Raw genomic sequence first — 24,565 nt, forward strand, 5'->3', positions numbered from 1 at the left:
ACCTCCCAGTGGGTGACCGCTGGTCTGCCAGCCGCCGTCACCGCGAAACGCTTCCGGTCGCGGGGATCGCGGCCGATCGGCGCGTCGACCCGACCGCTGCCGACGCTCTCGATCCCTTCCACCAGGGCGAGGTAGCGCCGGTCGACCTCGCGGCGCTTCAACGCGTCGACGAGACCGTGGTAGGCGACGTCGGTCTTCGCCACGACGAGGAGCCCGGACGTGTCGCGATCGAGGCGGTGGACGATCCCCGGCCGGACCTCGCCTCCCGCTCGCGCCAGCGGGTAGCCGGCCGCGACCAGTGCCTGCACCAGGGTGCCGGCGGTCCGGCCGGTCCCCGGATGCACCACCAACCCGGCCGGCTTGGCGACCACCAGCAGGTGCTCGTCCTCCCAGCGGACCGGCGGTGGGGGGACCCCGGCGGCGCCCCGCGGCGGTTCCGGGGGGGCGGCGACCTCGACCGTCTCGTCGCCCGCCAGCCGCAGCGACTTCGCGGCGATGTCCCCGTCGACGGTGACCTCTCCGCGCTCGATGCGGGCGGCTGCCCGGCTCCGCGGTTCACCCATCCAACCGGCCAGTGCGACGTCCAGGCGGTGCCCCGCGTCCTCAGGGGCCGCGCGGAAGCGGCGGGAGATCACGCAGCCTCGCGGCGGGTCACGGCGCCTCCTGGCGCTCCTCGCGACCCTCGCGGACAGCCGCCAGGACGAGCAGGACGAAGCCCACCGTGATCGCCACGTCCGCCAGGTTGAACGTCGGCCAGACGGTCGACGCGATGAAGTCAACGACCTCGCCCCGCCCGACGCCACCCGGCTCGACGCGCAGCAGACGGTCGGTGAGGTTGCCGAACGCCCCCCCCAGGAGCAGGCCCCACGCGATCGGCTCGAGTGCGCCGCGTGACCGCGGCAGGTTCCGTGCGACCAGCACGACCACCAGCAGCGTGACGATGGGGAACGCCCACCACGGGATCGGGGCGGAGAAAGCCGCACCAGCGTTGAAGGTCAGGCGCAGGAACAGCGGCCCCGGCAGGTCGATCACGCGTCCGCCCACCAACGCCTCGACGGCGAGCGCTTTGGTGGCCTGGTCGAGGATCCATCCGATCGCGGCCACCAGGAGGCCGACCTGGACGGGACCGGGCGCGGCTCTCGGCCGCCAACGCCGACCCTCGTCGGTCGCTTCGGGCGGCGCGCTCGTCGCCGCTTCGCGGGTTGCGATCTGCCCCACGTCAGGTCGGATCAGAAGATGCGCTCGTCGAGCTGCTTGTCGGCCAGGCACAGCGTGGCGTACGGCAACGCCTCGAGACGGGCGGGCTCGATCGCCGTCCCACAGCGTTCACACAGGCCGTACGTGCCTGCGTCCATGCGTCGCAGCGCGTCATCGATCTGCACCAGGATCCGTCGGGCGTTCAACGCCAGGGACTGGGCGCGCTCCCGCTCGGACGTGGCCGTCCCGGTGTCGGCGTCGTCGTCGCTCACGCCGCCGTCACGCCACATCCCGACGACAGCGGTCGCGTCGAGCTCGTTGACCTGCGCCAACAGCTGTTCGCGTTCGGCCTCCAGCTCCCGACGGAGCTTGGCCAAGGTCGTCTTGTTCAGGCGCTTCGTCGTTGCCACCGTGCCCCTGGCCGTGTTCAACCCCACGGGACGTTCCCGGGCGCGGGGACGCTACCAGATGCGTGGCGGTCTCACAGCATGCGCGTGGGACGCACCTGGGGCACCACGATCGTCGTGCTGTCGCGATCGCGGCGCAGCGCGCGGCGGACGGCGTCCAGGGTGTCCTCCACCCCGGCGACGTACGCCAGTGGATCCTCGAAGAGACGCGCCTGCGTCATCAGCTCGTCGCGGATCTCGGCCAGCTCGACTTCGTCGACAGTGGATCGCACGGCTCACGCTCCCGTTGGGCTGCACCGCTCGTCCGGTGGGGCCCCAGCGTCAAGCGGTGGCGGCTGTGCCGTCGACCGTACCGCAGCGTTCGATGAGTCGAACGGAGCTTCGGGTCGTTCGGACGGTGGCGAAGCGGGTCTCACCGACCGTGACCACGCGTCGCGTCCATCCGGACGCTGCCCGACGACCAACAGTCGGGCACTTGGCCGTCGGCGGTTACGATCACCGTCCCCGACCGTTGCGATGTGAGACGTGCATGACCGACCCTGAGCGCGCCTGGCCTGACGTCACCAACCACCCCTCCTTCCCTGACCTGGACAAGGCTGTGCAGGCCCGCTGGCGCGAGCGCGGGGTGTTCGCCGAGAGCCTGCGCCGCCGGGATGGCGCACCGATCTGGTCGTTCTACGAAGGCCCACCGACCGCCAATGGTCGGCCGGGGGTGCACCACGTCGAAGCGCGGGTGTTCAAGGACGTGTTCCCCCGGTACCGGACGATGAAGGGTTTCCAGGTCCCGCGGAAGGCCGGTTGGGACTGCCACGGCCTGCCGGTCGAACTGGAGGTGGAGAAGGAGCTGGGCCTGAACTCCAAACCGGAGATCGAAGCGTTCGGCATCGAGGCGTTCAACCAGCGCTGCCGGGAGTCGGTCGGGCGGTACGTGCGCGACTTCGAGGACCTCACCGAGCGCATCGGGTTCTGGGTCGACATGTCCGACGCCTACTGGACGATGGATCCCGAGTACGTCGACTCGGTCTGGTGGGCGCTCAAGAGGCTGTGGGACGACGACCTGATCTTCCGTGACCACCGCGTGACCCCCTACTGCCCGCGGTGCGGGACGGGGCTGTCGGACGCGGAGGTTGCGCTGGGCGGGTACCGGGACGTGGCTGATCCCAGCGTGTACGTCCGTTTCCCGATCCTCGATGGTCCGCTGGCGGAGCGGAGCGCCAGCCTCCTGGTGTGGACCACGACGCCGTGGACACTGCCGAGCAACGCGGCGGTCGCTGTCGGGCCCGGGATCTCCTACGTCCTGGCGCGCGCCCCGGGATCGGACGAGCTGGTGGTCGTCGCGGCCGACCGCGTCACCGCCGCGCTGGGCGACGACGTCGAGGTGGTCGACCAGCTGGCGGCGGGCGACCTCGTCGGCCTGCACTACGAGGCACCGTTCACGCTCGTGGAGGTCGACAGCGACTACCGCTACGTGGTGGCCGCTGACGTCGTCACCACCACGGAAGGGTCGGGGCTGGTGCACATGGCGCCCGCGTTCGGAGAGGACGACCTCGCGATCGGACGTCGCGAGGGCCTCCCCGTCGTCAACCCCGTCGACGCCCAGGGCCGCTTCGATCGTGGACCGTGGGAGGGGCAGTTCGTCAAGGCCGCCGACCCGCTGATCATCGAGGCGCTGCACGAGGCTGGGGCGCTGGTGGGAGCCGGCAGCTACGAGCACGCCTACCCGTTCTGCTGGCGGTGCAAGTCTCCGCTGATCTACTACGCGAAGCTGTCGTGGTACATCCGCACCACCGCCCGTCGCGCGGAGCTACTCGCCCAGAACGCCAAGATCGACTGGCACCCCGAGCACATCCGCGACGGGCGCTTCGGGAACTGGCTCGAGAACAACGTCGACTGGGCGTTGTCGCGTGACCGCTACTGGGGGACGCCCCTGCCGTTCTGGCTCTGCCCCGACGGCCACGTCACCGTGGTGGCGTCCCGTGCCGAGCTCGGTCAACTCGCCGGGCTCGACCTGACCGACCTCGATCCGCACCGCCCGTACGTCGACGAGATCGTGGTGCCGTGCGCGGAATGTGGGCGCGACGCCGGGCGCGTGGAGGAGGTGGCCGACGCGTGGCTGGACTCGGGCGCGATGCCGTTCGCGCAGTTCGGCTACCCGCACCGCGGCCGGGACGCGTTCGCCACCCGGTTCCCGGCCGATTTCATCGCCGAGGCGATCGACCAGACGCGCGGCTGGTTCTACACGCTCCTGGCGGAGTCGACCCTCGTGTTCGGCGAGACGCCGTACCGCACCGTGCTGTGCCTGGGCCACATCGTGGACGAGGACGGCCGGAAGATGAGCAAGTCGCTGGGCAACGTGCTCGACCCCTGGACGCTCCTCGACCGCAGCGGGGCCGATGCGTTGCGCTGGCTGATGATCGCCGAGGGCAACCCCTGGCTCAACCGGCGGGTCAGCGTGGGACTCACGGACGACATCCTGCGCCGGTTCCTGCTGACGCTGTGGAACACCCACTACTTCTTCACCACCTACGCCCGCATCGACGGGTGGCATCCCAGCGCCGGCGACGCCCCGCCGGTCGCCGACCGCCACCCGATGGACCGCTGGGTGCTGGCCGAGCTCGCGGACGTCTGCGATGCCGTGGACACCGCGCTGGAGCGCTACGACGTCACCACCGCCACGCGGCGACTGGAGGACTTCGTCGACGACCTGTCCAACTGGTACGTGCGCCGCAGCCGCCGCCGGTTCTGGAGGTCCAGCGCGGAAGACCCCCGCGACAAGTCCTCCGCGTACGCGACGCTGCACGACGCCTTGGTCACGCTGTCGCAGCTGCTGGCGCCGTTCACGCCGTTCGTCGCCGATCAGCTGTGGGAGGATCTGGTGCGCTCCCAGGACGCCGACGCCGCACCGTCGGTGCACGTGACCGACTTCCCGGCGCCGCCGCGGACGTGGCGAGACGACGCGCTGCGTGCCGCCATGGACACCGCCCGCCGCGTGGTCGAGGTCGGGCGGCAGGCCCGTAACCAGTCCGGGATCCGGATCCGTCAGCCGCTGGCTCGCGCTCTGGTCACCGTGCCCGGCCACGAGCGTCCCGGGTTGCGGGCGCTGCTCGATGAGGTCGCGGACGAACTCAACGTCAAGACCGTCGAGCTCGCCGATGCCACCACCGACCTTGCCGACCGCCACCTCAAGCCCAACTTCCGTGCGCTGGGTCCCGCGTTCCAGCAGGACGCCCCGAAGGTCGCCGAGGCGTTGCGCTCGCTGGGCCCCGACCAGGCCGGCGCCCTCGCCGATCAGATCGCCCAGGGCAAGGCCACGATCGACGTCGACGGGCGCGCCCGCGCGATCACCGCCGACATGGTGGAGGTGGTCGAGACGCCCCGTACCGGCTGGCAGCTGACCAGTGAGGGTGCGACGTCGGTCGCCCTCGACACCGAGCTCACCGACGAGCTGCGCACCGAGGGCCTGGCCCGGGAGCTGATCCGTGCGGTGAACGACCGCCGCAAGGATCTCGGCCTCGACCTCGACCAGCGCATCCGCCTGTGCGTCGACATCGCACCCGACGATGTCGCCGCGTCCCTGCGAGAGGAGGGCTGGCTGGATGTGGTTGGCCACGAGGTGCTGGCGGACGAGGTCCGCCTCGGCCGGGTCGCCGACGCCCACGAGATCGACCTGAGTGGCGGGGTGCGGGCCGCGGTCACCGTCACGCCCCACAGCCGGGCGTGACGCTGCTGCGCTGACCGTCCGCGCCGCCGTGACCGGGCTCGAGCGCACCGCAGCGGCGCTGGGCGGTGCACACGGGGTCCTGCTGGTGATCGGCCTGATCCGCCAGCGGCGCGAACAGGACCGGATCCGGGCCGGTGTCGAGCCGCCGGTGTTCGCCGCGACCCGCACCGTGCCACCGTCCCGCGAGGGACCGCTGTCGCGCCGTTTGGCGTCGTGGGTACCGCCGCCTCCGCGGACCGCTGTCGGGCGCCTGGCCGCGGCGGTGTGGGCCGCCCCGGCCACGCTCGTGGGCGTCGCGGTCGGCGCAACCACGAAGGGCAGCTGGAGACGCGACCGGACGCTGCGCTGCTGGGTCGTGGCCGGCGGGGACCGGGGCGCTGCCCGCCTCCAGGGATGGCTGGGGTCCGACGCCAACGCGATCGGGCAGGTGGTGATCAGCGCCGTGGCGGCACCGTCACCGGCGCTGCTCGCCCACGAGGCGGTGCACGTGCGGCAGGTCGAGCGGCTCGGTGCTCTGATCGTCCCGCTGTACGCGTGGTTCTGGGCGCGCCGGGGGTACCGCGACCATCCTCTGGAGCGGGCGGCCCGGCTGGGAGCTGCGCGCTCGTTGCGCCGTCACGTGGGCGACCGGGAGCCTGCCGTGACGGCTGCGGACCCCACGTGAGCCAACGCCACGATCAGGTCAGGACAGCTGCCGGTGGATCTCGCGAGCGGTCGTCTCGCCGACACCTCGAACATCGACCAGATCGTCGACGCGGGCGTCTCGGATCGCCTCGAGCGATCCGAAGCGATCGAGGAGCGCCCGCGCCTTGGCGGGACCCAGCCCGCGTACCGCGTTCAGCTCACGCATCGCCGCCGGCCCGGTCGTGCCGCCCGCGGCTTTCTTCGCGGCCTTCTTCGCTGGCGCGCGTGCGGTCTTCTTCGCGGCCTTCTTGGCACGGGCGGGAGTAGCGGTCTTCTTGGCCGCAGCACCCCTGGTCGCTGCTTTCTTCGCGGCAGCCTTCCTGGCCGGTCTCCGCGGCGGCGGTCGCGGCGGCACGTCCTCCTCGGACGGCGCGGTCGGTTCGGTGACCGACGCTGCCCACGCGCTGACCGGCCGGTCGACTTCGGTCTCGCCAGTGGGCGCCTCGGCCGAAGGTTCCTGCCGGCCCTCCGCGGCAGCCGCCTCCGGCCCGGGCCACCGTCGTTGACCGGGGCGCGCTCCGGCGACCCCGGGCGCTGCGCTGACCTCAGCCGGTGACGGCTCGCGTTGCTGCCACCCGCCGCCGTCGACCTGAGGTGACGCGCCGGGCCCGTAGCCCTGTTCCTGTGGTGGCGCGCCAGCCCGACCCACGCGGCGCTGCAACACCCCGATCCCGAGGAAGATGATCGCCAGGAGACAGGACGCGATCGACGCCCAGACGAGCTGGAGGACGTTCTGGATGATCCCGATCGCCAGCGTGACCGCCGCCACGACGACGAGCAGGAAACTGATCACGATCACCGGATGCACCACCCCTTGTGGACGTCGGGCGTGGACGGGTCAGGAGCCGCACAACGCTGCCGCACTGTACCGACGATCACCTCCGAGGCGAAACGCGTCCACGACCGGTCCGGTCCGCGCCGGCGGGGTCACTCGGGGACGGCGACACCTTCCCGACCTTGCGCTGTGTCGTCTGCGGTTCCCAACTGTCTGACCGCCGGCGGGGCGACGGGAGCCATCTCCTTGACCGCGCGCAGCTGGCGTTCTGCCACGATCCGAAGGCCCGATCGGTACTCCTCCTCGAGCGCGCGCAGGGTCTCCATGCGGTGCTCCAGCGCGTCGACGTCCCGCCGGAGGTCGACCTGGGTCCTTCTGGCCTCATCGGTGGCGCGGGCCACCACCTGCTCCGCTTCGCGATGCGCTTCGGACACGATCTCGGCGGCGCGCTCACGGGCTTCTTCGAGCGTCTGCTCGGCGGCACGCTGGGCCGTGACGAGCGTACGTTTCAACGTGAGCTCGGTCTCCTGCATCTCGTCGACGCGGGCCGCGACACGCTCGGCTTCTCGCCGGGCCTCGTGCAGCTGCACCTCCATCCGCTCGAGCTGATCAGCGACCCGATCGAGCAGCTCGTCGACCTGCTGCACGGAGTAGCCGCGGACGGCCTGCTTGAGCGGGTAGTTGACGATGTCGTTAGGCGTCAGGGGCACGTTCGGTTCCTTGCCGGGACGGAGACATGGTGGCGGATGAGCGGCCCGGATCGGTGGACGTCACACCGGGCAGCGCAGCGCCCCGCGGATCACGAAGATCACCACGAACAGAACGATCACGGACATGTCGAGACCGAAGCCACCGAACTGCACAGGCGGCAGCACCCGCCTGAGCGGCTCGAGCATGGGGTTCACGATCCGCGCGACCCACCGCACCAGCGGCCGGATCGGTTCTGGGGGACTCGGGATCCAGGAGAACACCACGTACACCAGGAGCAGGATGGTCACAGCGAGCAGCAGCAGACAGATCAGCTCCACAACGACCACGGCGAACCTCGGTCCCGGTCAGGCGTTGGCGGACGGCGCGCCATCGACGTGGTAGCCGAGGTCGCTCAAGCGTCGACGTTCCTCGAGCGGCACATCCATCCCCTCGGGCAAGAGGAGGAACGCCCGTTGCCCGGCGGGGACGATCCGCCCGCGCAGGGCGAAGATCACCCCGCTGACGAAGTCCAGCAGCCGCCTGCCGGTGCGGGTGTCGACGTCGCCGACGTCGAGCAGAACCGCCTGCCCGCCGCGATACCCCTCCCCGACCTGCTCGGCGGCGTCATCGAACGAGGTCGCCCGCACGATCGTGACTCGGGTGTAGCCGCCATCGAGGGGCCGGACGTGGCTGGAGCGGTCCTCGCTGCGCAGCGGTCGGACGTTCGCGTCAGGCCCGACCGCACGTGGCCAGGCCCGACGATGGTCGTCTCGAGCCGGGGCCGCGGAGAAGTCGGGCTCCGTGTTGGGCAGGGTCCCCGGACCGTACTCGTCGTCCTCGGGCTCCTCGACCAGCCCCAGGTAGATGAGCGTCTTCCGCCACATGCTGCTCATCGTGCCTCCTCGACTGTCCGCGTACCGTAGGCCTGCTCATGGCGCGGACCGAACAGGACCGTACCGAGCCGCACGATCGTGGCTCCCTCCTCGACCGCCGCCTCGAAGTCGGCGCTCATACCCATCGACAGGTGCGCGACCTCGGGCCAGCGCGCACGGGCCTGGTCACGCAAGCGACGCAGTCGCGCGAAGTGCGCGCGGGACACCTCGGCCTGGTCAGCGCCTCGCGGCGCGAGTGGGGGGATCGTCATCAGGCCCTCCACGGCGAGGTGGGGCAGATCACGGACATCGGCGACCAGTGCGAGCGTGTCCTCGGCGGGGCACCCAGCCTTCGCTGGGTCCTCGCCGACGTTGACCTGGACCAGGACACGCTGCACCACGCCTGCATGGCGTGCTCTCGCCGAGAGCGCGTCGGCCAGCGACCGCCGGTCGACGGAGTGCACGAGGGTGGCGTGGGCGATCACGTCCTTGGCCTTGTTCGACTGCAGGCGGCCGACCATGTGCCAGCGGCCACCGTGCACCTGGGCTGCCTTGACGAGCATCTCCCGCACCCGGCTCTCGCCGATGTCGACCAACCCGGCGTCCACCGCCGCCTGCGTCAGCGGCGCCGGGTGCCCCTTGGTGACCGCCACCACCGTCACCGACGACGGCACCCGCCCCGCCCGGCGACAGGCGTCGGCGATGCGTCGTCGCACCGCCGCGGCCCGCTGCGCCATCGCTGCGCCCGGCTCGGCCTGGCGCGACACCACGTCGCGTTCGGCGGTCATGCGGCTTCCGAGTGGCGGACGACGATGCCGGCCTGGCGGCCCGCGCGGCGATCGGCGCGGTAGCTGAACCAGCGTGCCGACGGATCACAGTGCGTGCATCCGAGCCAGTCGTCGACGATCTCCACACCGGAACGGCGCAGGGTCGCAGCGACCGCACCGGGCAGGTGCAGGGACGGCGTCCCCCAGGTGGTGGTGGCTTCCGCGGCCGGTTCCCGCTCGGTGACGTCGCGCTGCAGTGCCAGCGGCACCTCGTAGCAGCAGCCGCCGATGGCCGGCCCGATCGCGGCGCGCAGCGTCCGTGGCGACGCACCGAGGCGGTCGAGAGCCTCCAGGGACGCCTCCACCACGTTGGCGACGACACCACGGCGGCCGGCGTGGACGGCGGCCACGGGACCCGCGGACGATCCCAGCAGCAACGGGACACAGTCGGCGACCTGGACCGTCAGGGCCCGGTCCGGCTCGGCGGTGACGAGCGCATCGACGCCGCGCAGCTCCGCGCCTGGCGCCGTGTCGGCGTCGACCACGCCGACGTCAGCGCCGTGGACCTGCTGCATGAAGTGCAGTGCGGCCACCGACACGCCGATCGCGTCGGCGACGGCGGCGCGGACGCGTGCCAGCCGCCGCGGCTGGTGCGGATGTCGATGGGCGATGCTGCCCGTGGCCCGTCCGGTGAACCACGCGGCCGTCCCCGTCGCGAGCCGCACCGGTCCCGACACGCCCTCGGGGCGGTCGACATCCCCGGTGGCCGGCTCGCCGCGGGTGGCGGCGGGGCCGGCGTCGGCGTTCACCGTCACCGCAGGAAGCTCGGGATGTCGAGGTCCTCGTCCTCATCAGCGTCGATCACCACCGACGGCCGCGGGGCGGGCCGTGGCCGCGTCGACGGGCGGAACACCTCGTCGTCGAAGTCGTCCTCGTCGTCGTCCTCCAGCAGCGGGGAGGGGGCGGCGGGCGGAGCGTCCCGCCGCAGCTGCTCAGCGACGAAGGCGCCCTCCTGCTCGACCGGCTCGTCCCACGTGTCGAACCCGGCGGCGATGACCGTGACCTTCACCTCGTCACCGAGGCTGTCGTCGATCACGGCCCCGAAGATGATGTTCGCGTCCGGGTGAGCGGCCTTGGTGATCACATCGGCGGCCTCGTTGACCTCGAACAGGCCCAGATCGCTCCCGCCGGCCAGCATCAGCAGCACGCCACGCGCGCCGTCGATCGACGCCTCGAGCAGCGGCGACGAGATCGCGAGGTTGGCCGCCTCGAGCGCGCGCTGGTCGCCTCGGGCCGTCCCGATGCCCATGAGGGCCGAGCCGGCGTCCTTCATGACGGTACGGACGTCGGCGAAGTCGAGGTTGATCAGCCCCGGGGTGGTGATCAGGTCGGTGATGCCCTGCACGCCTTGGAGGAGCACTTCGTCGGCGAGGCGGAACGCCTGCACGACGGAGGTCTCACCGTCGGAGATCTGCAGCAACCGATCGTTGGGGATGACGATGAGCGTGTCGACCTTGTCCCGCAGGTTCTTGATGCCGTCCTCGGCCTGGACGTTGCGTTTCCGGCCTTCGAACGCGAACGGCCGGGTGACGACGCCGATTGTCAGCGCGCCGAGGTCCTTGGCGACCTCTGCCACCACCGGCGCGCCACCGGTCCCGGTGCCACCCCCCTCGCCGGCGGTGACGAACACCATGTCGGCGCCCTTGAGCACCTCGTTGATCTCGTCGCGGTGATCTTCGGCCGCCTGACGGCCGATCGCCGGGTCGGATCCGGCGCCCAGCCCGCGGGTGATGTCGCGGCCGATGTCGAGCTTGACGTCCGCGTCGGACATCAGCAGTGCCTGCGCATCGGTGTTGATGGCGATGAACTCCACGCCCCGCAACCCGGCGTCGATCATCCGGTTCACCGCGTTCACACCTCCGCCGCCGATCCCAACAACTTTGATCACGGCGAGGTAGTTCTGCGGGTTCGCCGCCATGCTGGCCTCCTGGTTCGGTCTCATCGAGGACTCACCGGCCCTCGTTACTCGGCGAGGCTCACTGCCCCGCGCCACTGTCTGGTTCGCAGCCCGCTCTCGGCGGCCACCGGCTACATCCGAGCGCCGGTCTTCCTCCCCCTCTACGCCGGACCGGTGTGTCGTCCTCCCCGAGATCTCCCCCACAGCTCCGTCCGGAATCCCTCCGTCCGGAGAGCCGGACCCTAAAGGTCAACTAGACCTTTATTGTTATGTTAACCTCTAGCTTCGGTGGACGGTAGACCCATGGGGTCCTGCGGTCAAGCCGGCCGTCGGCTGGACTGGGCCAGCCAGGCCGAGTCGAGTGAGGGTCGTGCCGCGCGGGGGGGCGCGCCCGCTCAGGCGGGCGGCGGCGGCCCAGCTTCCAGGACCACCGGGTTGCTCGGTGCGCGGACATCGATGCGGGCGATCACCGTCCCCGACCACTCGTCGAGGAGCGCCCCGACGACGCGCGCCTTCTCGTCGATGCGCTCGGCTCGACCGAAGCGGACGCGTACCCCGTTGGTCAGGATCAGCGCCAGGTCGTCGACCTGTGTGGCGTCGTAGCGCTCAACCTGGCTGCGTAGTGGCCCGGGCAGCTGGCGGTGGACGCGCAGGGCGCTGGCCGCCCCCGGCACGCCGTCGACGGTGTCGCCGGGCGGGGGCGGCTGGGCGGCTGTGGTGACCACCACCGGCGGTGCGTCGGCCCGGCTGGCTTCCGCCGCGCCGTCGGGGAGAGGTCGGTGCTCGAGGACGACACCGTCCTGGTCGATCACGGCGGCGGCGCCGGCGGTGTGCACCACCAGCCGCGGCCGTCGCTCTTCGACGGTGATCCGGACGGTCAGGGGGTCCACACGCCGCACGGTGGCGCGATGCACGAGCGGTAGGGCCTCGACCCGTGAGCGGACGTCGCTGAGCCGGAGGCGCAGGGTCGAGCGCCCCAGCGGTAGTGCTGCGGCGTCGCGGACGGCGGCGGGATCGATGCGGGAGGCCCCCACCACCTCCACGCGCTGCAGGGCGACGAGCGGGCTCCGCTCCAACCAGGCCAGCAGGCCGCCGACGGTGACGAGGACCACGATCCACAGCGTCCGGCGCCGGCGGCGCAGCATGCGGTCGCGTCGGACCTCCGCACGTCGCTCGGCGATGCGTGTGTCCACCCGGACCACCTCGGTCAGGTCTCGCCGTCACGGAGCAGCGCGAGGAGCGCCGCTCCCACCTCGGTGACGTCGCCCGCGCCGGTCACGACGACGAGGTCGCCGGGAGACACGAGGTTCGCGAGGCGGGGCGCCACGCCGCCCAGGTGCGGCTCCCAGATCACGTGCGCGCCCGCCTCCCTGGCAGCGTCCGCGACGATCTCCCCCGACACGCCGGGGACGGGTTCCTCCTCCGCGCCGTACACGTCGGTGACCACGACCAGGTCCGCGCCGGCGGCCGCCCGGCCGAGCTCATCGCCTAGCCGGGCGGTGCGTGAGAACCGGTGCGGCTGCACGACCAGCACGACCCGTCCCGCAGCGACCGACCGCGCCGCGGCCAGCGTGGCCCGCAGCTCGGTGGGGTGGTGGGCGTAGTCGTCGACCACCTCGACCCCGTCGACGGTGCCCAGCCGCTGGAAGCGCCGCAGCGGACCGGTGAACGACGCCAGCCCGGCCGTGGCGTCAGCCAGGTCGACATCCAGCAGCCAGCAGGCGGTCAGGGCCGCGGTCGCGTTGAGGAGGTTGTGGCGTCCGGGGGTCTGCAGCGCGACGGTGGCGAGGTCGGTTCCGTGGTGACGCAGCCGCCCGGACTGCACCGCGTCGCCAGCGTCGCCGTCGGTGATCAGGCGGACGTCGGCGCGGGGATCCTCGCCGTAGGTGACGACCTCTCCCCCGGCCTGCACGAGACGGGCTCCGCCAGGGTCGTCGAGACAGATCACCGCCGGCGCGTCCGCCGGGCGCCGCGCAAGGAACTCGCCGAAGGCGCGTTCGGTATCGGCCAGGTCATCGAACACGTCCGGGTGATCGAGCTCCACGTTCGTCACCACGGCCACGTCCGGGGTGTAGACCAGGAACGAGCGGTCCGACTCGTCAGCCTCTGCCACGAACAGGTCACCCGACGCAGCGTGCGCGTTGGACCCGGTCTCGTTCAGGGCACCCCCGATCGCGAAGCTCGGGTCGCGCCCCGCCGCCTGCAGAGCGACCACGACCATCGAGGTGGTGGTGGTCTTGCCGTGTGTCCCGGTGATGCAGATGGTGCGGCTGCCGGCCATCAGGGACGCCAGCATCTCCGAGCGGTGCAGCACCCTGATGCCGCCGTGGCGCGCCGCGACGAGCTCGATGTTGTCGGGGCCGATCGCCGAGGACGTCACCACCACCTCGGCGCCGGACACCGCGGCAGCAGCGTGTCCGACGCGGATCTGCGCGCCCATGGCCCGCAGTGCCTCCAGCGCCCGGCTCTCCTGCCGGTCGGAGCCGGACACCTGGTGGCCGCGCTGGATCAGCATCCTGGCGATGCCGCTCATACCGGCGCCACCCACCCCCACCAGGTGCACCCTGCGGGGGCGGGAGAGGTCGACCGGAGGGCTGCTCATCGGCTGGGTCGCGACGGTTGGGCCGGTGGCTCGGCGGCCACCGGATGGCCTGCGGCGGCCCCTGGCGGAGCCTTGACCGACATCACCGCCAGGACCTGACGCGCGACGTTGTCGGCCGCGTCGGGCCGGCCGAACATGCGGGCAGCGCCGGCCACCTCGCTGCGCAGCTCCGGATCGTCCAGCAGCGGCTCGACGGCCCGGGCCAGACGGTCGCCGTTGAGGTCACCGTCGAGGATCATCCGCGCGGCTCCTGCACGGACCAGGGCTTCGGCGTTGTGGCGCTGGTGGTCGCCGGTGGCGTGCGGGTACGGGACCAGCAGTGACGGTTTGCCGAGCACGGTGAGCTCCGCGATGGAGGTCGCGCCAGCGCGGCACACCACCACGTCGGCGGTGGCGTACGCCAGGCCCATGTCGTCGACGAAGTCCACACAGCGCACCAGCGGACCCGACCAGCGGGTGCGGGCATCCGCCCACGCGGTGACGGCTTCGGCGTGCAACGCACGTCCCGCCACGTGCAGGATCTGGAGCCGGTCGGGGTTCCGCCACCGCCCGAAGCTGGCGGTGGCGGCGTCGTTGATCGACCGCGCACCCTGGCTCCCGCCGAACACGAGCAGGGTCCGGCGGTCGCCCTCCAGCTCGAACCGCTCCAGCCCGTGTGCGCGGGCGGTGTCCTCGTCGAGTTGGAGGATCTCGTCCCGGACCGGGTTCCCGGTGACCGCAACGCGCTCGGGGTGAGAGAACCGGTCGCCGGAGCTGGGGAAGCTGACGGCGATGCGGTCCGCCCACCGAGCGGCGACCCGGTTGGCCAGCCCAGGAACGCTGTTCTGCTCGTGCACGATCAGCGGCAGCTGGAGTCGGTGTGCGGCCCGGGCCACCGGGAAGCTGACGTACCCGCCGAAGGTGACGACCGCGACCGCTTCCTCGTGTTCGAGGAGCTCCCCGCAACGGCGGACCGCTGCCCGGATCGCGCCGGGAAGCTTGAGGATCTTGAAGGACGGGCGCCGCGGCACCGGCAGCACGTCGATGTGGTGCAGGCGGTACCCGGCCTGGGGCACCAGGCGGCCCTCTAGCCGCTGTTGCGTGCCGATGAACACCGGCTCGATCGACGGGTCGAGCCGGGTCAACGCGCGTGCCACGGCGATCGACGGGAACACGTGCCCGGCCGTGCCGCCGCCGGCGAACGCCACCGACCGGGTCGATCCGTTCACCGGCGATCCTCCTCGCCGGTTGCACGGGCCACCGCCACGAGGATGCCCAGGCCGAGGAGCGTGGACAGCAGACTGGAACCTCCGACCGACACCAACGGCAGAGTCACACCGGTGATCGGTAGCAACCCGGTAACCGCCCCGACGTTCAGCAGCGCCTGGCCGACGATCCAGCCGCTGATCGCGAAGGCGACCAGCCGCCCGAACCGGTCGGAGGTACGGCGCGCCACGCGCAGGCCGACCACCACCAGCCCAGCGAACAGGGCCAGCACGGTGGCCGCCCCTACGACGCCGAGCTCCTCGCCGATGATCGCGAAGATGAAGTCGGTCTCCGGGTTGGGGATGAAGTTCCACTTCCCCCGGCTCGAACCTAGGCCGACCCCGAGCCACCCGCCGGACCCGAGCGCGTACAACGACTGCAGCAGCTGGTATCCGCTCCCGAGCGGGTCGGCTGTGGGATCCCACCAACCGACCAGCCGCGCGAAGCGGTACGGCTCCACCACGGCGGCGGCGGCGGCGAGGGTGGCGCCGGCGGCACCGATCGCGGCCAGGACGCGCGCGGGGACGCCGTCGGCCCACAGCACCAGCACGACGATCATCCCGATCAGCACGGTGGTGCCGAGGTCGGGCTGCGCCAGGATCAGGATCGCCTCGATCGCCAGGAGCGGCAGCGCCGGGACGAGCATGTGCGACAGGCGGTCGGTGGAGATACCCCGTTCGCGTTTGCGGGTGTGGACGTCGGCCAGCCACAGCACGGTCGCGAGCTTGGCCAGCTCCGAGGGCTGGACCACGACCGGGCCCAGCGCGAGCCAGCGCGTTGATCCGGCCTCACTGAGTCCCACACCGGGGATCAGGACCGCTGCGAGCCCGAGCGTGCTGGCCACCACCATCAGCCACGCCAGCGGCCGCCAGACGCGGTGATCGGTTCCGGCGACCACCAGGAAGGTCGGGACGCCGACCACGGTCCACAGCAGTTGACGGCGGAAGGTCCCGAACGGGTCGCCGCCCTCGGCCCCGTCCACGAACGACGCCGAGAAGCTCATCGTCAGGCCGACCACGACCAGGGCGGTGACCAGCACAGCGGCGACGGTCGCGTCAGTCGTCCACGGCCCCGACCGCGGTCGGCGCAGACGGCCGGTCCGCCGGCCGACGGATGACGGCTGACCCGGGTGGCGGGGCGCGTGGCTGGAGACGGTCACCGCCGCGCCGCCGTCCCTGCTGTCACCGTCCGCGCTGCGCGGGCGAAGCGGTCGCCGCGTTCGGCGTAGTCGCGGAACTGGTCGAACGAAGCGCAGGCGGGCGCCAACAGGACCGTGTCGCCTGGCCGGGTCAGGTCGGCGGCGACCGCGACGGCCTCCTCGATGGACGGGGCGCGTGTGACCGCGACGTCGGCTCGGGCGGCGATGTCGGCCAGTTCGGGCGCCGCCTCCCCGATCAGGATGGCGTGGCGGACGCAACCCAGCTCGTCGGCCAGCACGGCGAGATCCACCCCTTTGCTCTGCCCGCCCGCTATCCACACCACCGACCGTTCGTGGTCGGTGGCGGCCGCTCTCAGCGCCGCTGCGGCCGCGTGCGGGTTGGTCGCCTTGGAGTCGTTGATCCAGCGCACGCCGCCGTGGTCGGCGACGATCTCCAGGCGGTGGCGCCCCGGGCGGTACGCGCGTGAGGCCTCAGCCACCGACTCGGGCGACCCACCCCCGAGCAACGCTGCGCAGGCCGCCGCGGCCACGTTGGCCAGGTGGTGAGGCGCCGCGGACCGAAGCTCCCCCGTGTCCACGACCGCCCCGCTGTGGTCGGGCAGCCGCGTCACCAGCCGCCCACCGTCGACCCCGACGCCGACCTCGGGCACCGTGGTACGGCTGAACCACGCCACGCGCGCCGGGGCGTGCGCCCGGACCAGCGCCGCGGACGGCTCGTCGTCGAGGTTGCCCACCGCCCAGTCGCCCTCCTGCTGTGCCCGCCACAGCCGTGCCTTGGCGGCACCGTAGGCGGCGACGTCGCCGTGCCAGTCGAGGTGATCCGGCGCCAGGTTGAGCAGGACCCCCACCGCGGGACGGAGCGTCTCGGCGAAGCGCAGCTGGAACGACGACAGCTCGGCGACGAGCACAGCGTTCGGGGCGGCCTCGCGCACGGCCGTGGTGAAGGGGTGGCCGATGTTGCCGCACGCGACCGCGTCGCGGTCGCCGGCCTGCAGCATCGCCGTGGTCAGCTCCGTGACGGTGGTCTTGCCGTTGGTCCCGGTCACGGCGATCAGCGAGCGCGGTGACAGCCGCCAGCCGAGCTCCGGTTCCGACCACACCGGCACGTCGAGTGCGGCGGCGCGGCGCAGCACCGGGGCGTGCTCGGGGACGCCCGGTGAGGGGACGACCACGTCGACGCCGTCGACCTGGTCCTCGCCGCTGACGCCGAGGATCACGGTCGCCCCGATCGCACGGAGGGCGTCGGCGTGCTCGTTGTGCGGTTCACGGTCGGTTGCGACCACGGCGGCGCCCACCTCCAGGAGGGCACGCACCGCCGGGACGCCGGAGCGGCCGAGCCCGACGACCAGCGCGCAGCCAACACCGAGCTCACCCACCGGCACCGCCCCGTGCCAGGAACTCCGCGTAGAAGATGCCCAAGCCCACGGCCACCCCGATGCCCGCGATGATCCAGAAGCGGACGATCACGGTGGTCTCCTGCCACCCTTGCATCTCGAAGTGGTGGTGCAGCGGCGCCATGCGCAACACCCGACGCCCGAACCCGCGGTAAGCGATGACCTGGGCGATGACGCTGACGGTCTCGATCACGAAGATCCCCCCGAGCGTCACCAGGAGCAGCTGGGTGCTGGTCGCGAGCGCCAGCGCGGCGAGGAGTCCACCGAGCGCGAGCGACCCCGTGTCGCCCATGAACACCTTGGCGGGCGGCGCGTTCCACCACAGGAACCCGGCGCATGCCGCCATGCCCGCCGCCGCGACCACCGCCAGGTCGATGGCGTCGTTGGGGTGGACGTCGTACGCCAGCGGATGGCGGAACTGCCAGAAGGCCACCAGCGCGTAGGCGGCCAGGACCTGCACGCTGGCTCCGGCGGCCAGCCCGTCGAGACCGTCGGTGAGGTTCACGGCGTTCGACGTCCCCGACATCATCACGAACACCCAGGCGAAGAACAGCGCGGCCGGCAAGGGCTCGCCGAACTCGCTGACGAACGACAACCGCTGCGAGACGCCGCCGAAGTTGGGTCCGAGGTAGGCGAACGTCATCGCGACGAGTGCCTGCCCCACGAACTTCGCGGTCTTGGACAGGCCCAGGTTGCGGTTCAGCCGGATCTTGATGAAGTCGTCCAGGAAACCGACAGCGCCCATCCCGACGAACGTGCCGAGGACCAGCAGGCCGGTCGGGGTGATGCGCACCCCGGTCACCCGCGCCGCGAGGTACCCGATCAACGCCGCCAGCACGATCGCGGCACCGCCCATGGTCGGCGTGCCGGCCTTGGCGGCGTGCAGGTGCTCGGCGTCCTCCCGGATCAGCTGACCGAAACCTTGACCGCGGAAGTACCGGATCACCGCGGGGGTGATCACGATCGACGCGACGAACGACAGCGCCGCCGCGAACAGGACGGCCCTCAAGGAGCGGTCTCGGACCGGTCCAGCAACGCATCGGCGACGGTCTCGAGGCCGGCGACGCGGCTGGCCTTGACCAGGACGACGTCGCCGGCACGGATCCGTGGTCGGACCACCTCGACGGCGCCGTCCGCGTCGTCGACGTGCCACAGGTGGTCCGCAGCGAAACCGGCCTCGCGGGCGCCGACCGCGATCGCTGCGGCGTCGCCGCTGCCGACCACGACCAGGCGGTCGAGCCCCGCGGCGGCGCACTCACGGCCGAGGACCCGATGGTCGTCGCGGGAGGTCTCGCCCATCTCGGCCATCAGGCCCAGGACCGCCCAGCTGTGGCCGGCGACGGTGCCCTGGATCCGCAGCAGCGCCGCCACCGCGGCGCGCATCGACGTCGGGTTGGCGTTGTAGGCGTCGTTGAGGACCACCACGCCGGCGGCCTCGCTGACCTGGCTCCGCCAGGACGACACCGGCGCGGCGCGCAGCGCCTCCGCGGCAGCTTCGACGTCGACCCCGGCGACCCCCGCGGCGGCCAACGCCGCCAGGGAGTTGCTCACGTGGTGCTCACCTGCGAGCGGAAGGCTGACAGACGCCTCGCCCCAGGGGGTGCGTGCCACGAACCGGGGGCGGGCCAGGCGGTCGAGGTCGACGTCGTCGGCGACCACGTCGGCGTCGGAGCGTCCGTAGGTCAGGACCTGCGCGTCGGTGCGGTCGGCCATGGCGCGGACACGCGGGTCGTCGGCGTTGAGGATCGCGGTGCCGGCGGGACTCAGCGCCTCGACCAGTTCCGCCTTGGCGCGGGCGACGGTGTCGACGTCACCGAACATCTCCAGGTGCGCGGCGTTGACCGCGGTCACGATGGCGACGTCGGGCTGAACGACGTCCATCAGTGCCGCGATGTGGCCGACGCCCCGCGAGCCGACCTCGACCACCAGCACCTCGGTGTCGGCGCGTGCCGCGAGGCAGGTCAGCGGGACCCCGATCTCGTTGTTGTACGACCCGGGCGCCGCGACCGTCCGCCGGCCCACGCGCAGTGCCGCGGCGGTCAGATCCTTGGTGGTGGTCTTGCCGACCGATCCGGTGATCGCGACGACCTGGGGATCGACGCGCTCGCGGACCGCGCGGGCCAGGTCGCGTAGCGCCCGCCGTGTGTCGTCGACGAGGACGGCAGGAGCCGCCGCGGGGGTGGGCCGGTCGGCGAGGTAGGCCACCGCGCCGGCGTCGAGCGCCTCGGCGATGTGGTCATGACCGTCGTGGCGTTCGCCGCGGAGCGCCACGAACAGCGCGCGTTCGGGGACGTCGCGCGAGTCGGTGGTGACCTCGTGCACCGTCCGGTCGGCGGTCGAGGGGTCCGCGATCCGCCCACCGGTTGCGGTGGCGACGTCGGCCAGGCGCAGAGCGATCACGTTCGGCCTCCCGTCTGGCGTCGCCATCCGCGGGCGGCGAGGACCTCAGCGGCGACCTCGCGGTCGTCGAACGGGACGGTGCGGTCGGCGAACTCCTGGTAGGTCTCGTGGCCCTTCCCGGCGATCAGCACGACATCGCCGGGCTCGCTCCCGGCGATCGCGGCTGCGATCGCGGCGCGGCGGTCGGGCTCGACCACCACGTCGGCGCCGTGGACCCGCCGGGCGCCAGCCTCGACCTGAGCCAGGATCGCGACGGGGTCCTCGGAGCGGGGGTTGTCGGAGGTCAGCACGGCTCGGCCGCCTTCCGCGGCGACGCGGCCCATGACGGGGCGTTTGCCGACGTCCCGGTCGCCACCGCACCCGACGACGACGTGGACGCGGCGTCCGGGCTGGATCAGCTTGTCGACCTCGGCGACCGCCCGTGACAGGGCATCGGGGGTGTGCGCGTAGTCCACCAACACCGCGAACGGCTGGCCGCGGTCGACCGGTTCCAGCCGCCCCGGGATCCCGGGGCAGTCGGCGATCCCAGCAGCGGCGGCGTCGGGCGGGACACCGGCGCGGGTCGCTGCCAGGTAGGCGGCAGCGGCGTTGGCGGTGTTGTAGGCGCCGATCAGCCGCGTCGTGAGCGTCACGGCGGGACCGCCGGGGAGCGCCCCGGCGTGGTCGGCCACGAGCCGGCAGGTGACCCCGTCCATGCTGGAGTCGACGTCGACGATGCGCACGTCAGCGTCCGGGCACCGCCCGTAGGTGACGACGGGGATGGTGGCGATGTCGGCGAGCCGCTGGCCCCACTGGTCGTCGACGCACACGATGCCGACCTCGGCCAGCTGGGGCGTGAACAGCCGCGCCTTCGCCGCGAAGTAGTCCTCGAGGTTCCCGTGGAAGTCGAGGTGCTCCTGGCTGAGGTTGGTGAACACCGCCGCCGCGAACCGGGTCCCGTCCACACGGTGCTGGGCGAGCCCGTGAGACGACACCTCCATGGCCACAGCGTCGACCCCGCGGGCGTACATGGTAGCCAGCAGACGCTGGACGTCGGTGGCCTCCGGTGTGGTGCGCACGCCCGGTTGGGGCTGGCCGTGGATCCGCGTCTCGATCGTGCCCACCACGCCGGTTCCCACCGCCCCGGCGCCGAACGCCGATTCGAGCAGGTACGTGGTGGTCGTCTTGCCGTTGGTGCCGGTGACGCCCACCACGGTGAGACGATCGCTGGGGTGCCCGTGGACGCGCGCCGCGACGGGCCCGAGCACGCGCCGGACCGACGGGACCCGCACCTGAGGCACGTCGACCTCCACGAACCGTTCGACGAGGAGGGCGGGCGCGCCGGCGTCGACCGCGTCGATGCAGAAATCGTGACCGTCGACGGTCGCTCCCGGGATGGCGCAGTACAGCCAGCCGGGCCGCACCTGACGGCTGTCGTGCGTGGCGTCGGTCAGCACCGCGTCGCCGCGCCGCTCGACCGGGCCACTCCGTACTGACGCGGCGGCGTCTGCGACCTCGGGGAGGGTGATCGTCACGGAGCGGGCCTCGGGCACGCGCAGGGTCGGTGGTGCCAAGCGAGGATAGCCACGGCGGGTGGTGGCTCCGGGGAGCCGTCGGTGGTCATGGCGGGGGGATGGCGACGGGCGGATCCGTCACGCCCCGGAAGGTCGCCGCAGGGGTCGGGGTCGCGCCGGCGGGGTCTGGCGCTGGCGGCGGGGCGGCGCGGGCGTCGGCTTCAGCTGGGTCGGTCGGTGGGATCCGGCGGTGGGCCAGGGCGAAGCGCATCACCTCCGCGAAGGTCGGCGCGGCGACCACACCGCCGTAGATCGGCTGGGGTTCGTCGACCATGACGGCGACGACCATCCGCGGGTCGTCCACGGGGGCGAAACCGACGAACGAGGCGATGTACTCGCCGCTGTACCCCCGCGCCCCGGTCAGCGGCTTGCGTGCCGTCCCGGTCTTCCCCGCGACGTCGTAGCCGGGGACGGCCGCCCGCCCACCTGTGCCGTGTTCGCCGCTGACGACGTCTTCGAGCATGGCCCGCACCTGCCGGGCGGTGTCGGCGCTGATGACGCGGTGACGGGCAGGCTGCGGGGCGGGGTCGAGGCGTCCGTCGTCGCCGACCACCCCCCGCAGCAGGCGCGGTTGGGTCGCCACACCGTCATCGGCGAGCGTGGCGTAGACGTGTGCGGCCTGCAGCAGGGTCACGGCCACGCCCTGACCGATCGCGATGGTGGGCAGGCTGGTCGCAGACCACTGTTCGCGTGGCAGGAGCCCACCACCGACCTCACCGGGGAAACCGATCCCCAGAGGCTGCCCGTACCCGAACGCGTCCAGGTAGCGACTGAGCCGGTCGGGGCCGAGCTGGTCGGCGACCAGGATCGTGCCGATGTTCGACGAACGTTCCACGATCTGCCGCAGCGTCAGGTCCTCGATCGGATGGCGATGGGCGTCGCTGAAGACCTTCCGCCCCCACGGCAAGCGGTCAGGGACCGACAGGACGGTGTCGGGCCCGACGATGCCCTCCTCGACCGCCGCGGCGGCGGTCACGGCCTTCTGCACCGACCCCGGTTCGAACATGTCCGTGACAGCACGGTTGCGACGCGTCCCGTCGTCGGATTCCTGCAGCCGGTTGGGGTCGAAGCCGGGAGCGCTGGCCATCGCCAAGACCTCCCCGCTGCCCACCTCGAGGACCACGACGCTGGCTCCGACCGCGTCGAAGCGTTCGACGGCGGCCGCCGCGGCCCGTTCAGCGACGTGCTGGATCTCCCGGTCGATCGTCAGGACCAGGTCGGTCCCGGACCGGGCGGGGCGGAGCTCGCGGGTCCCGGATGCGATGGTCAGACCTCCCGGGGCGCGCTCCAGCGCGAGCCGGCCGGGCTCGCCCGCCAACAGCTGGTCGTACTGCAGTTCGAGACCCGACAGGCCGTCCCCGTCGATGCCGGTGAACCCCACGACCTGCCCGGCGAGCGGACCCGCGGGGTAGACCCGCGTCGGCTCGGTCAGGACACCGATCCCCGGCAGCTGCAGCTCGGCGATGCGCTGGCCGAGCGCGTGATCGACCTGTCGAGCGAGGTAGCGGAAGTGTCCCTCGGCGCGGAGCTCGGCCTCCACCGCGCCGGGCGTCGTCCCGAGCAGCGGAGCAACGGTCGCGGCGACCTCGGCGGCGTCGCCGGCGGGCGGGACGATCAAGCCGTCGGCGCCGGTGCGTTCCCGGAAGGCGCGCGGGTCGGCGTAGACGGTGGCCGCGTCGACCGATGTGGCGAGCACGTCGCCTTCACGGTCGTAGATGCGTCCGCGCCTGGGCGGGAGCTCCACCGTCCGCAGCCGCTGCTGCTCACCCAGCTCGGCGTAGTGGGCGGCGTGGACGACCTGGACCGTCACCAGCCGGTACCCGACGGCGACGAACGCCAGCAGGTACACCACCAGGGCGGCGGTGGCACGACGGGCGAACGGGTCACGTCGCCGGCGGCGGCCGGGGCGGCCTCCCCGTATCGCGCCGCGACCTGCGCTCCCCCCGACCAGCACCGTCCGGCTACCGCTGCACCGACAGGACCGGCTTCATGCGGTCGGTCTGGCTGCCGGTGGCCGCCTCGGTGACGACCGCCCCGTCGTGGGGCAGGCGCCGATCCACGACCAGGAACCGCGCCCCGTCGGCGGGGACCATGCCGAGCTCTTCCAACGCGACCTGCTCGATGCGCGCGGGATCCTCCAACGCCGCCACCTCGGCGACCAGCTCGGCGTAGCGGCGCTCGGCCTCTGCGACGTCAGCCTCCAGGCGCGCGGCGTGCACCGCGTCCGCGGCGGCGAGCGCGTTGAGGGTCACCGTGGAGAACACGGCAGCGCCGCTGATCGCCACCAGTAGCAGCGCGAACAGCAACCTCCGCCGCCGGCGCGGTGCGGTCACCACCCGGAGACGCGGCGCACGGGCGCGGTCGGGACCACGACGGGACTGGGGGACTGCACTCATGCCGGGACCTCGAGACGGCGCACGGCGCGTAGTCGCGCGGCGCGGGCGCGTGGGTTGGCGGCGACTTCGGCGTCTCGTGGCCGCTCAGGACGTCGGGTCAGGACCTGCACCAGCGGCTGGCGGCCGCAGCCGCAGACCGGTAGGCGCGGCGGGCAGATGCAGCCGCGGGCGGCGTCAGCGAACGTCCGCTTGACGATGCGGTCCTCCAGCGAGTGGTACGCGAGGACGACGCACACGCCACCGGCCCTCAGACGCGGGAGGGCCTGCGGGAGCGACGCCTCCAACGCCTCCAGTTCGGCGTTGACCGCGATGCGCAGAGCCTGGAACGTCCGCGTCGCCGGGTGGGGACCGGTGCGACGCGCAGCTGCGGGGATCGCCTCGCGGACGACCTCGGCCAGCTCGCGGGTGGTCGACACCGGCCGGTTGGCGACGATCGCGGCAGCGATCCGCCCGGCGAAGCGTTCCTCGCCGTACCGCGAGATGACCCGGCGCAGCTCGCGCTCGTCGGCCTCGTTGACGATGTCGGCGGCGCTCCGCCCGCCGGTTGGATCCATACGCATGTCGAGCGGACCCTCGTGGCGATAGCTGAACCCGCGGCCGGGGCGGTCGACCTGCATCGACGAGATGCCCAGGTCGTACAGGACGCCCGCTGGGCGCGCGATCCCCAGCTCGTCGAGGACGTCGACGAGCGCGTCGAAGCGCGCCTGGATCAGCTCGGTCGGGGCGTCGATGTCGGACAGCCGCTG

General features: G+C 72.4%; 24 protein-coding genes. 2 read left to right on the forward strand and 22 right to left on the reverse strand.

Annotation, left to right across the window (positions count from 1 at the left end):
* The 4 genes from M3N57_05220 to M3N57_05235 form a co-directional block, all read right to left on the reverse strand.
* Positions 1-635 (reverse strand): RluA family pseudouridine synthase (locus M3N57_05220; GenBank protein MDP9022095.1); only part of this gene is annotated, 635 nt, incomplete at its 3' end.
* Between the two features lie 16 nt (positions 636-651).
* The gene (locus M3N57_05225) at positions 652-1,218 is read right to left on the reverse strand and encodes a signal peptidase II (protein MDP9022096.1); all 567 of its coding nucleotides are present in this window, start codon (positions 1,216-1,218) and stop codon (positions 652-654) included.
* 11 nt (positions 1,219-1,229) lie between these two features.
* Positions 1,230-1,607, reverse strand: coding sequence for a TraR/DksA family transcriptional regulator (locus M3N57_05230; GenBank protein MDP9022097.1), 378 nt, complete (start codon positions 1,605-1,607; stop codon positions 1,230-1,232).
* A gap of 71 nt (positions 1,608-1,678) precedes the next feature.
* The gene (locus tag M3N57_05235; GenBank protein MDP9022098.1) at positions 1,679-1,876 is read right to left on the reverse strand and encodes a hypothetical protein; all 198 of its coding nucleotides are present in this window, start codon (positions 1,874-1,876) and stop codon (positions 1,679-1,681) included.
* 257 nt (positions 1,877-2,133) lie between these two features.
* On the opposite strand from M3N57_05235, the gene ileS reads away from it, so the two are divergent.
* Together ileS and M3N57_05245 are read left to right on the forward strand one after the other, a co-directional pair.
* Positions 2,134-5,325 (forward strand): isoleucine--tRNA ligase, encoded by a 3,192-nt coding sequence (gene ileS, locus M3N57_05240; GenBank protein ID MDP9022099.1) that lies wholly within the window; start codon positions 2,134-2,136, stop codon positions 5,323-5,325.
* A 28-nt stretch (positions 5,326-5,353) separates the two neighbouring features.
* Positions 5,354-5,989, forward strand: coding sequence for a hypothetical protein (locus M3N57_05245; GenBank protein MDP9022100.1), 636 nt, complete (start codon positions 5,354-5,356; stop codon positions 5,987-5,989).
* Positions 5,990-6,007: 18 nt separating this feature from the next.
* On the opposite strand, the gene M3N57_05250 is transcribed toward M3N57_05245, so the two are convergent.
* The 18 genes from M3N57_05250 to rsmH form a co-directional block, all read right to left on the reverse strand.
* Positions 6,008-6,808, reverse strand: coding sequence for a helix-hairpin-helix domain-containing protein (locus M3N57_05250; protein ID MDP9022101.1), 801 nt, complete (start codon positions 6,806-6,808; stop codon positions 6,008-6,010).
* Between the two features lie 128 nt (positions 6,809-6,936).
* On the reverse strand, positions 6,937-7,494 hold the full coding sequence (locus M3N57_05255) for a DivIVA domain-containing protein (protein MDP9022102.1): 558 nt from the start codon (positions 7,492-7,494) through the stop codon (positions 6,937-6,939).
* A gap of 60 nt (positions 7,495-7,554) precedes the next feature.
* On the reverse strand, positions 7,555-7,821 hold the full coding sequence (locus M3N57_05260; protein ID MDP9022103.1) for a YggT family protein: 267 nt from the start codon (positions 7,819-7,821) through the stop codon (positions 7,555-7,557).
* 18 nt (positions 7,822-7,839) lie between these two features.
* The gene (locus tag M3N57_05265) at positions 7,840-8,367 is read right to left on the reverse strand and encodes a cell division protein SepF (GenBank protein MDP9022104.1); all 528 of its coding nucleotides are present in this window, start codon (positions 8,365-8,367) and stop codon (positions 7,840-7,842) included.
* Positions 8,364-9,134, reverse strand: a complete 771-nt coding sequence (locus tag M3N57_05270; GenBank protein ID MDP9022105.1) for a YggS family pyridoxal phosphate-dependent enzyme — start codon at positions 9,132-9,134, stop codon at positions 8,364-8,366. The genes M3N57_05265 and M3N57_05270 overlap by 4 nt, the downstream gene beginning before the upstream one ends.
* The gene (locus M3N57_05275; GenBank protein ID MDP9022106.1) at positions 9,131-9,928 is read right to left on the reverse strand and encodes a polyphenol oxidase family protein; all 798 of its coding nucleotides are present in this window, start codon (positions 9,926-9,928) and stop codon (positions 9,131-9,133) included. Before M3N57_05275 ends, M3N57_05270 begins: the two co-directional genes overlap by 4 nt.
* On the reverse strand, positions 9,925-11,091 hold the full coding sequence (gene ftsZ, locus M3N57_05280) for a cell division protein FtsZ (protein MDP9022107.1): 1,167 nt from the start codon (positions 11,089-11,091) through the stop codon (positions 9,925-9,927). Before ftsZ ends, M3N57_05275 begins: the two co-directional genes overlap by 4 nt.
* A gap of 374 nt (positions 11,092-11,465) precedes the next feature.
* A complete protein-coding gene (locus M3N57_05285) occupies positions 11,466-12,263 on the reverse strand; it encodes an FtsQ-type POTRA domain-containing protein (protein MDP9022108.1) in 798 nt (265 codons plus the stop codon).
* Between the two features lie 14 nt (positions 12,264-12,277).
* A complete protein-coding gene (gene murC / locus M3N57_05290; protein ID MDP9022109.1) occupies positions 12,278-13,672 on the reverse strand; it encodes a UDP-N-acetylmuramate--L-alanine ligase in 1,395 nt (464 codons plus the stop codon).
* Positions 13,669-14,880 (reverse strand): undecaprenyldiphospho-muramoylpentapeptide beta-N-acetylglucosaminyltransferase, encoded by a 1,212-nt coding sequence (gene murG / locus M3N57_05295; GenBank protein MDP9022110.1) that lies wholly within the window; start codon positions 14,878-14,880, stop codon positions 13,669-13,671. The genes murC and murG overlap by 4 nt, the downstream gene beginning before the upstream one ends.
* Positions 14,877-15,956 carry a putative lipid II flippase FtsW gene (ftsW, locus tag M3N57_05300; protein MDP9022111.1) on the reverse strand — a complete coding sequence of 360 codons (1,080 nt, stop codon included), beginning with the start codon at positions 15,954-15,956 and terminating at the stop codon, positions 14,877-14,879. Before ftsW ends, murG begins: the two co-directional genes overlap by 4 nt.
* Positions 15,957-16,072: 116 nt before the next feature.
* Positions 16,073-17,452: a UDP-N-acetylmuramoyl-L-alanine--D-glutamate ligase gene (gene murD / locus M3N57_05305; GenBank protein ID MDP9022112.1), complete on the reverse strand. Its 1,380-nt coding sequence runs from the start codon at positions 17,450-17,452 to the stop codon at positions 16,073-16,075.
* Positions 17,445-18,479, reverse strand: coding sequence for a phospho-N-acetylmuramoyl-pentapeptide-transferase (mraY, locus tag M3N57_05310; protein MDP9022113.1), 1,035 nt, complete (start codon positions 18,477-18,479; stop codon positions 17,445-17,447). The genes murD and mraY overlap by 8 nt, the downstream gene beginning before the upstream one ends.
* Positions 18,476-19,870: a UDP-N-acetylmuramoyl-tripeptide--D-alanyl-D-alanine ligase gene (gene murF, locus M3N57_05315; protein MDP9022114.1), complete on the reverse strand. Its 1,395-nt coding sequence runs from the start codon at positions 19,868-19,870 to the stop codon at positions 18,476-18,478. The genes mraY and murF overlap by 4 nt, the downstream gene beginning before the upstream one ends.
* Positions 19,867-21,423: a UDP-N-acetylmuramoyl-L-alanyl-D-glutamate--2,6-diaminopimelate ligase gene (locus M3N57_05320; protein MDP9022115.1), complete on the reverse strand. Its 1,557-nt coding sequence runs from the start codon at positions 21,421-21,423 to the stop codon at positions 19,867-19,869. The genes murF and M3N57_05320 overlap by 4 nt, the downstream gene beginning before the upstream one ends.
* 46 nt (positions 21,424-21,469) lie before the next feature.
* The gene (locus tag M3N57_05325) at positions 21,470-23,377 is read right to left on the reverse strand and encodes a penicillin-binding protein 2 (protein ID MDP9022116.1); all 1,908 of its coding nucleotides are present in this window, start codon (positions 23,375-23,377) and stop codon (positions 21,470-21,472) included.
* Between the two features lie 7 nt (positions 23,378-23,384).
* Positions 23,385-23,819 carry a hypothetical protein gene (locus tag M3N57_05330; GenBank protein MDP9022117.1) on the reverse strand — a complete coding sequence of 145 codons (435 nt, stop codon included), beginning with the start codon at positions 23,817-23,819 and terminating at the stop codon, positions 23,385-23,387.
* On the reverse strand, positions 23,816-24,565 hold a 750-nt coding region (gene rsmH / locus M3N57_05335; GenBank protein MDP9022118.1), incomplete at its 5' end, for a 16S rRNA (cytosine(1402)-N(4))-methyltransferase RsmH. The genes rsmH and M3N57_05330, both read right to left, overlap by 4 nt.

It is taken from the genome of Actinomycetota bacterium (genome assembly GCA_030776725.1).
Classification (GTDB): Bacteria; Actinomycetota; Nitriliruptoria; order Nitriliruptorales; family JAHWKO01; genus JAHWKW01.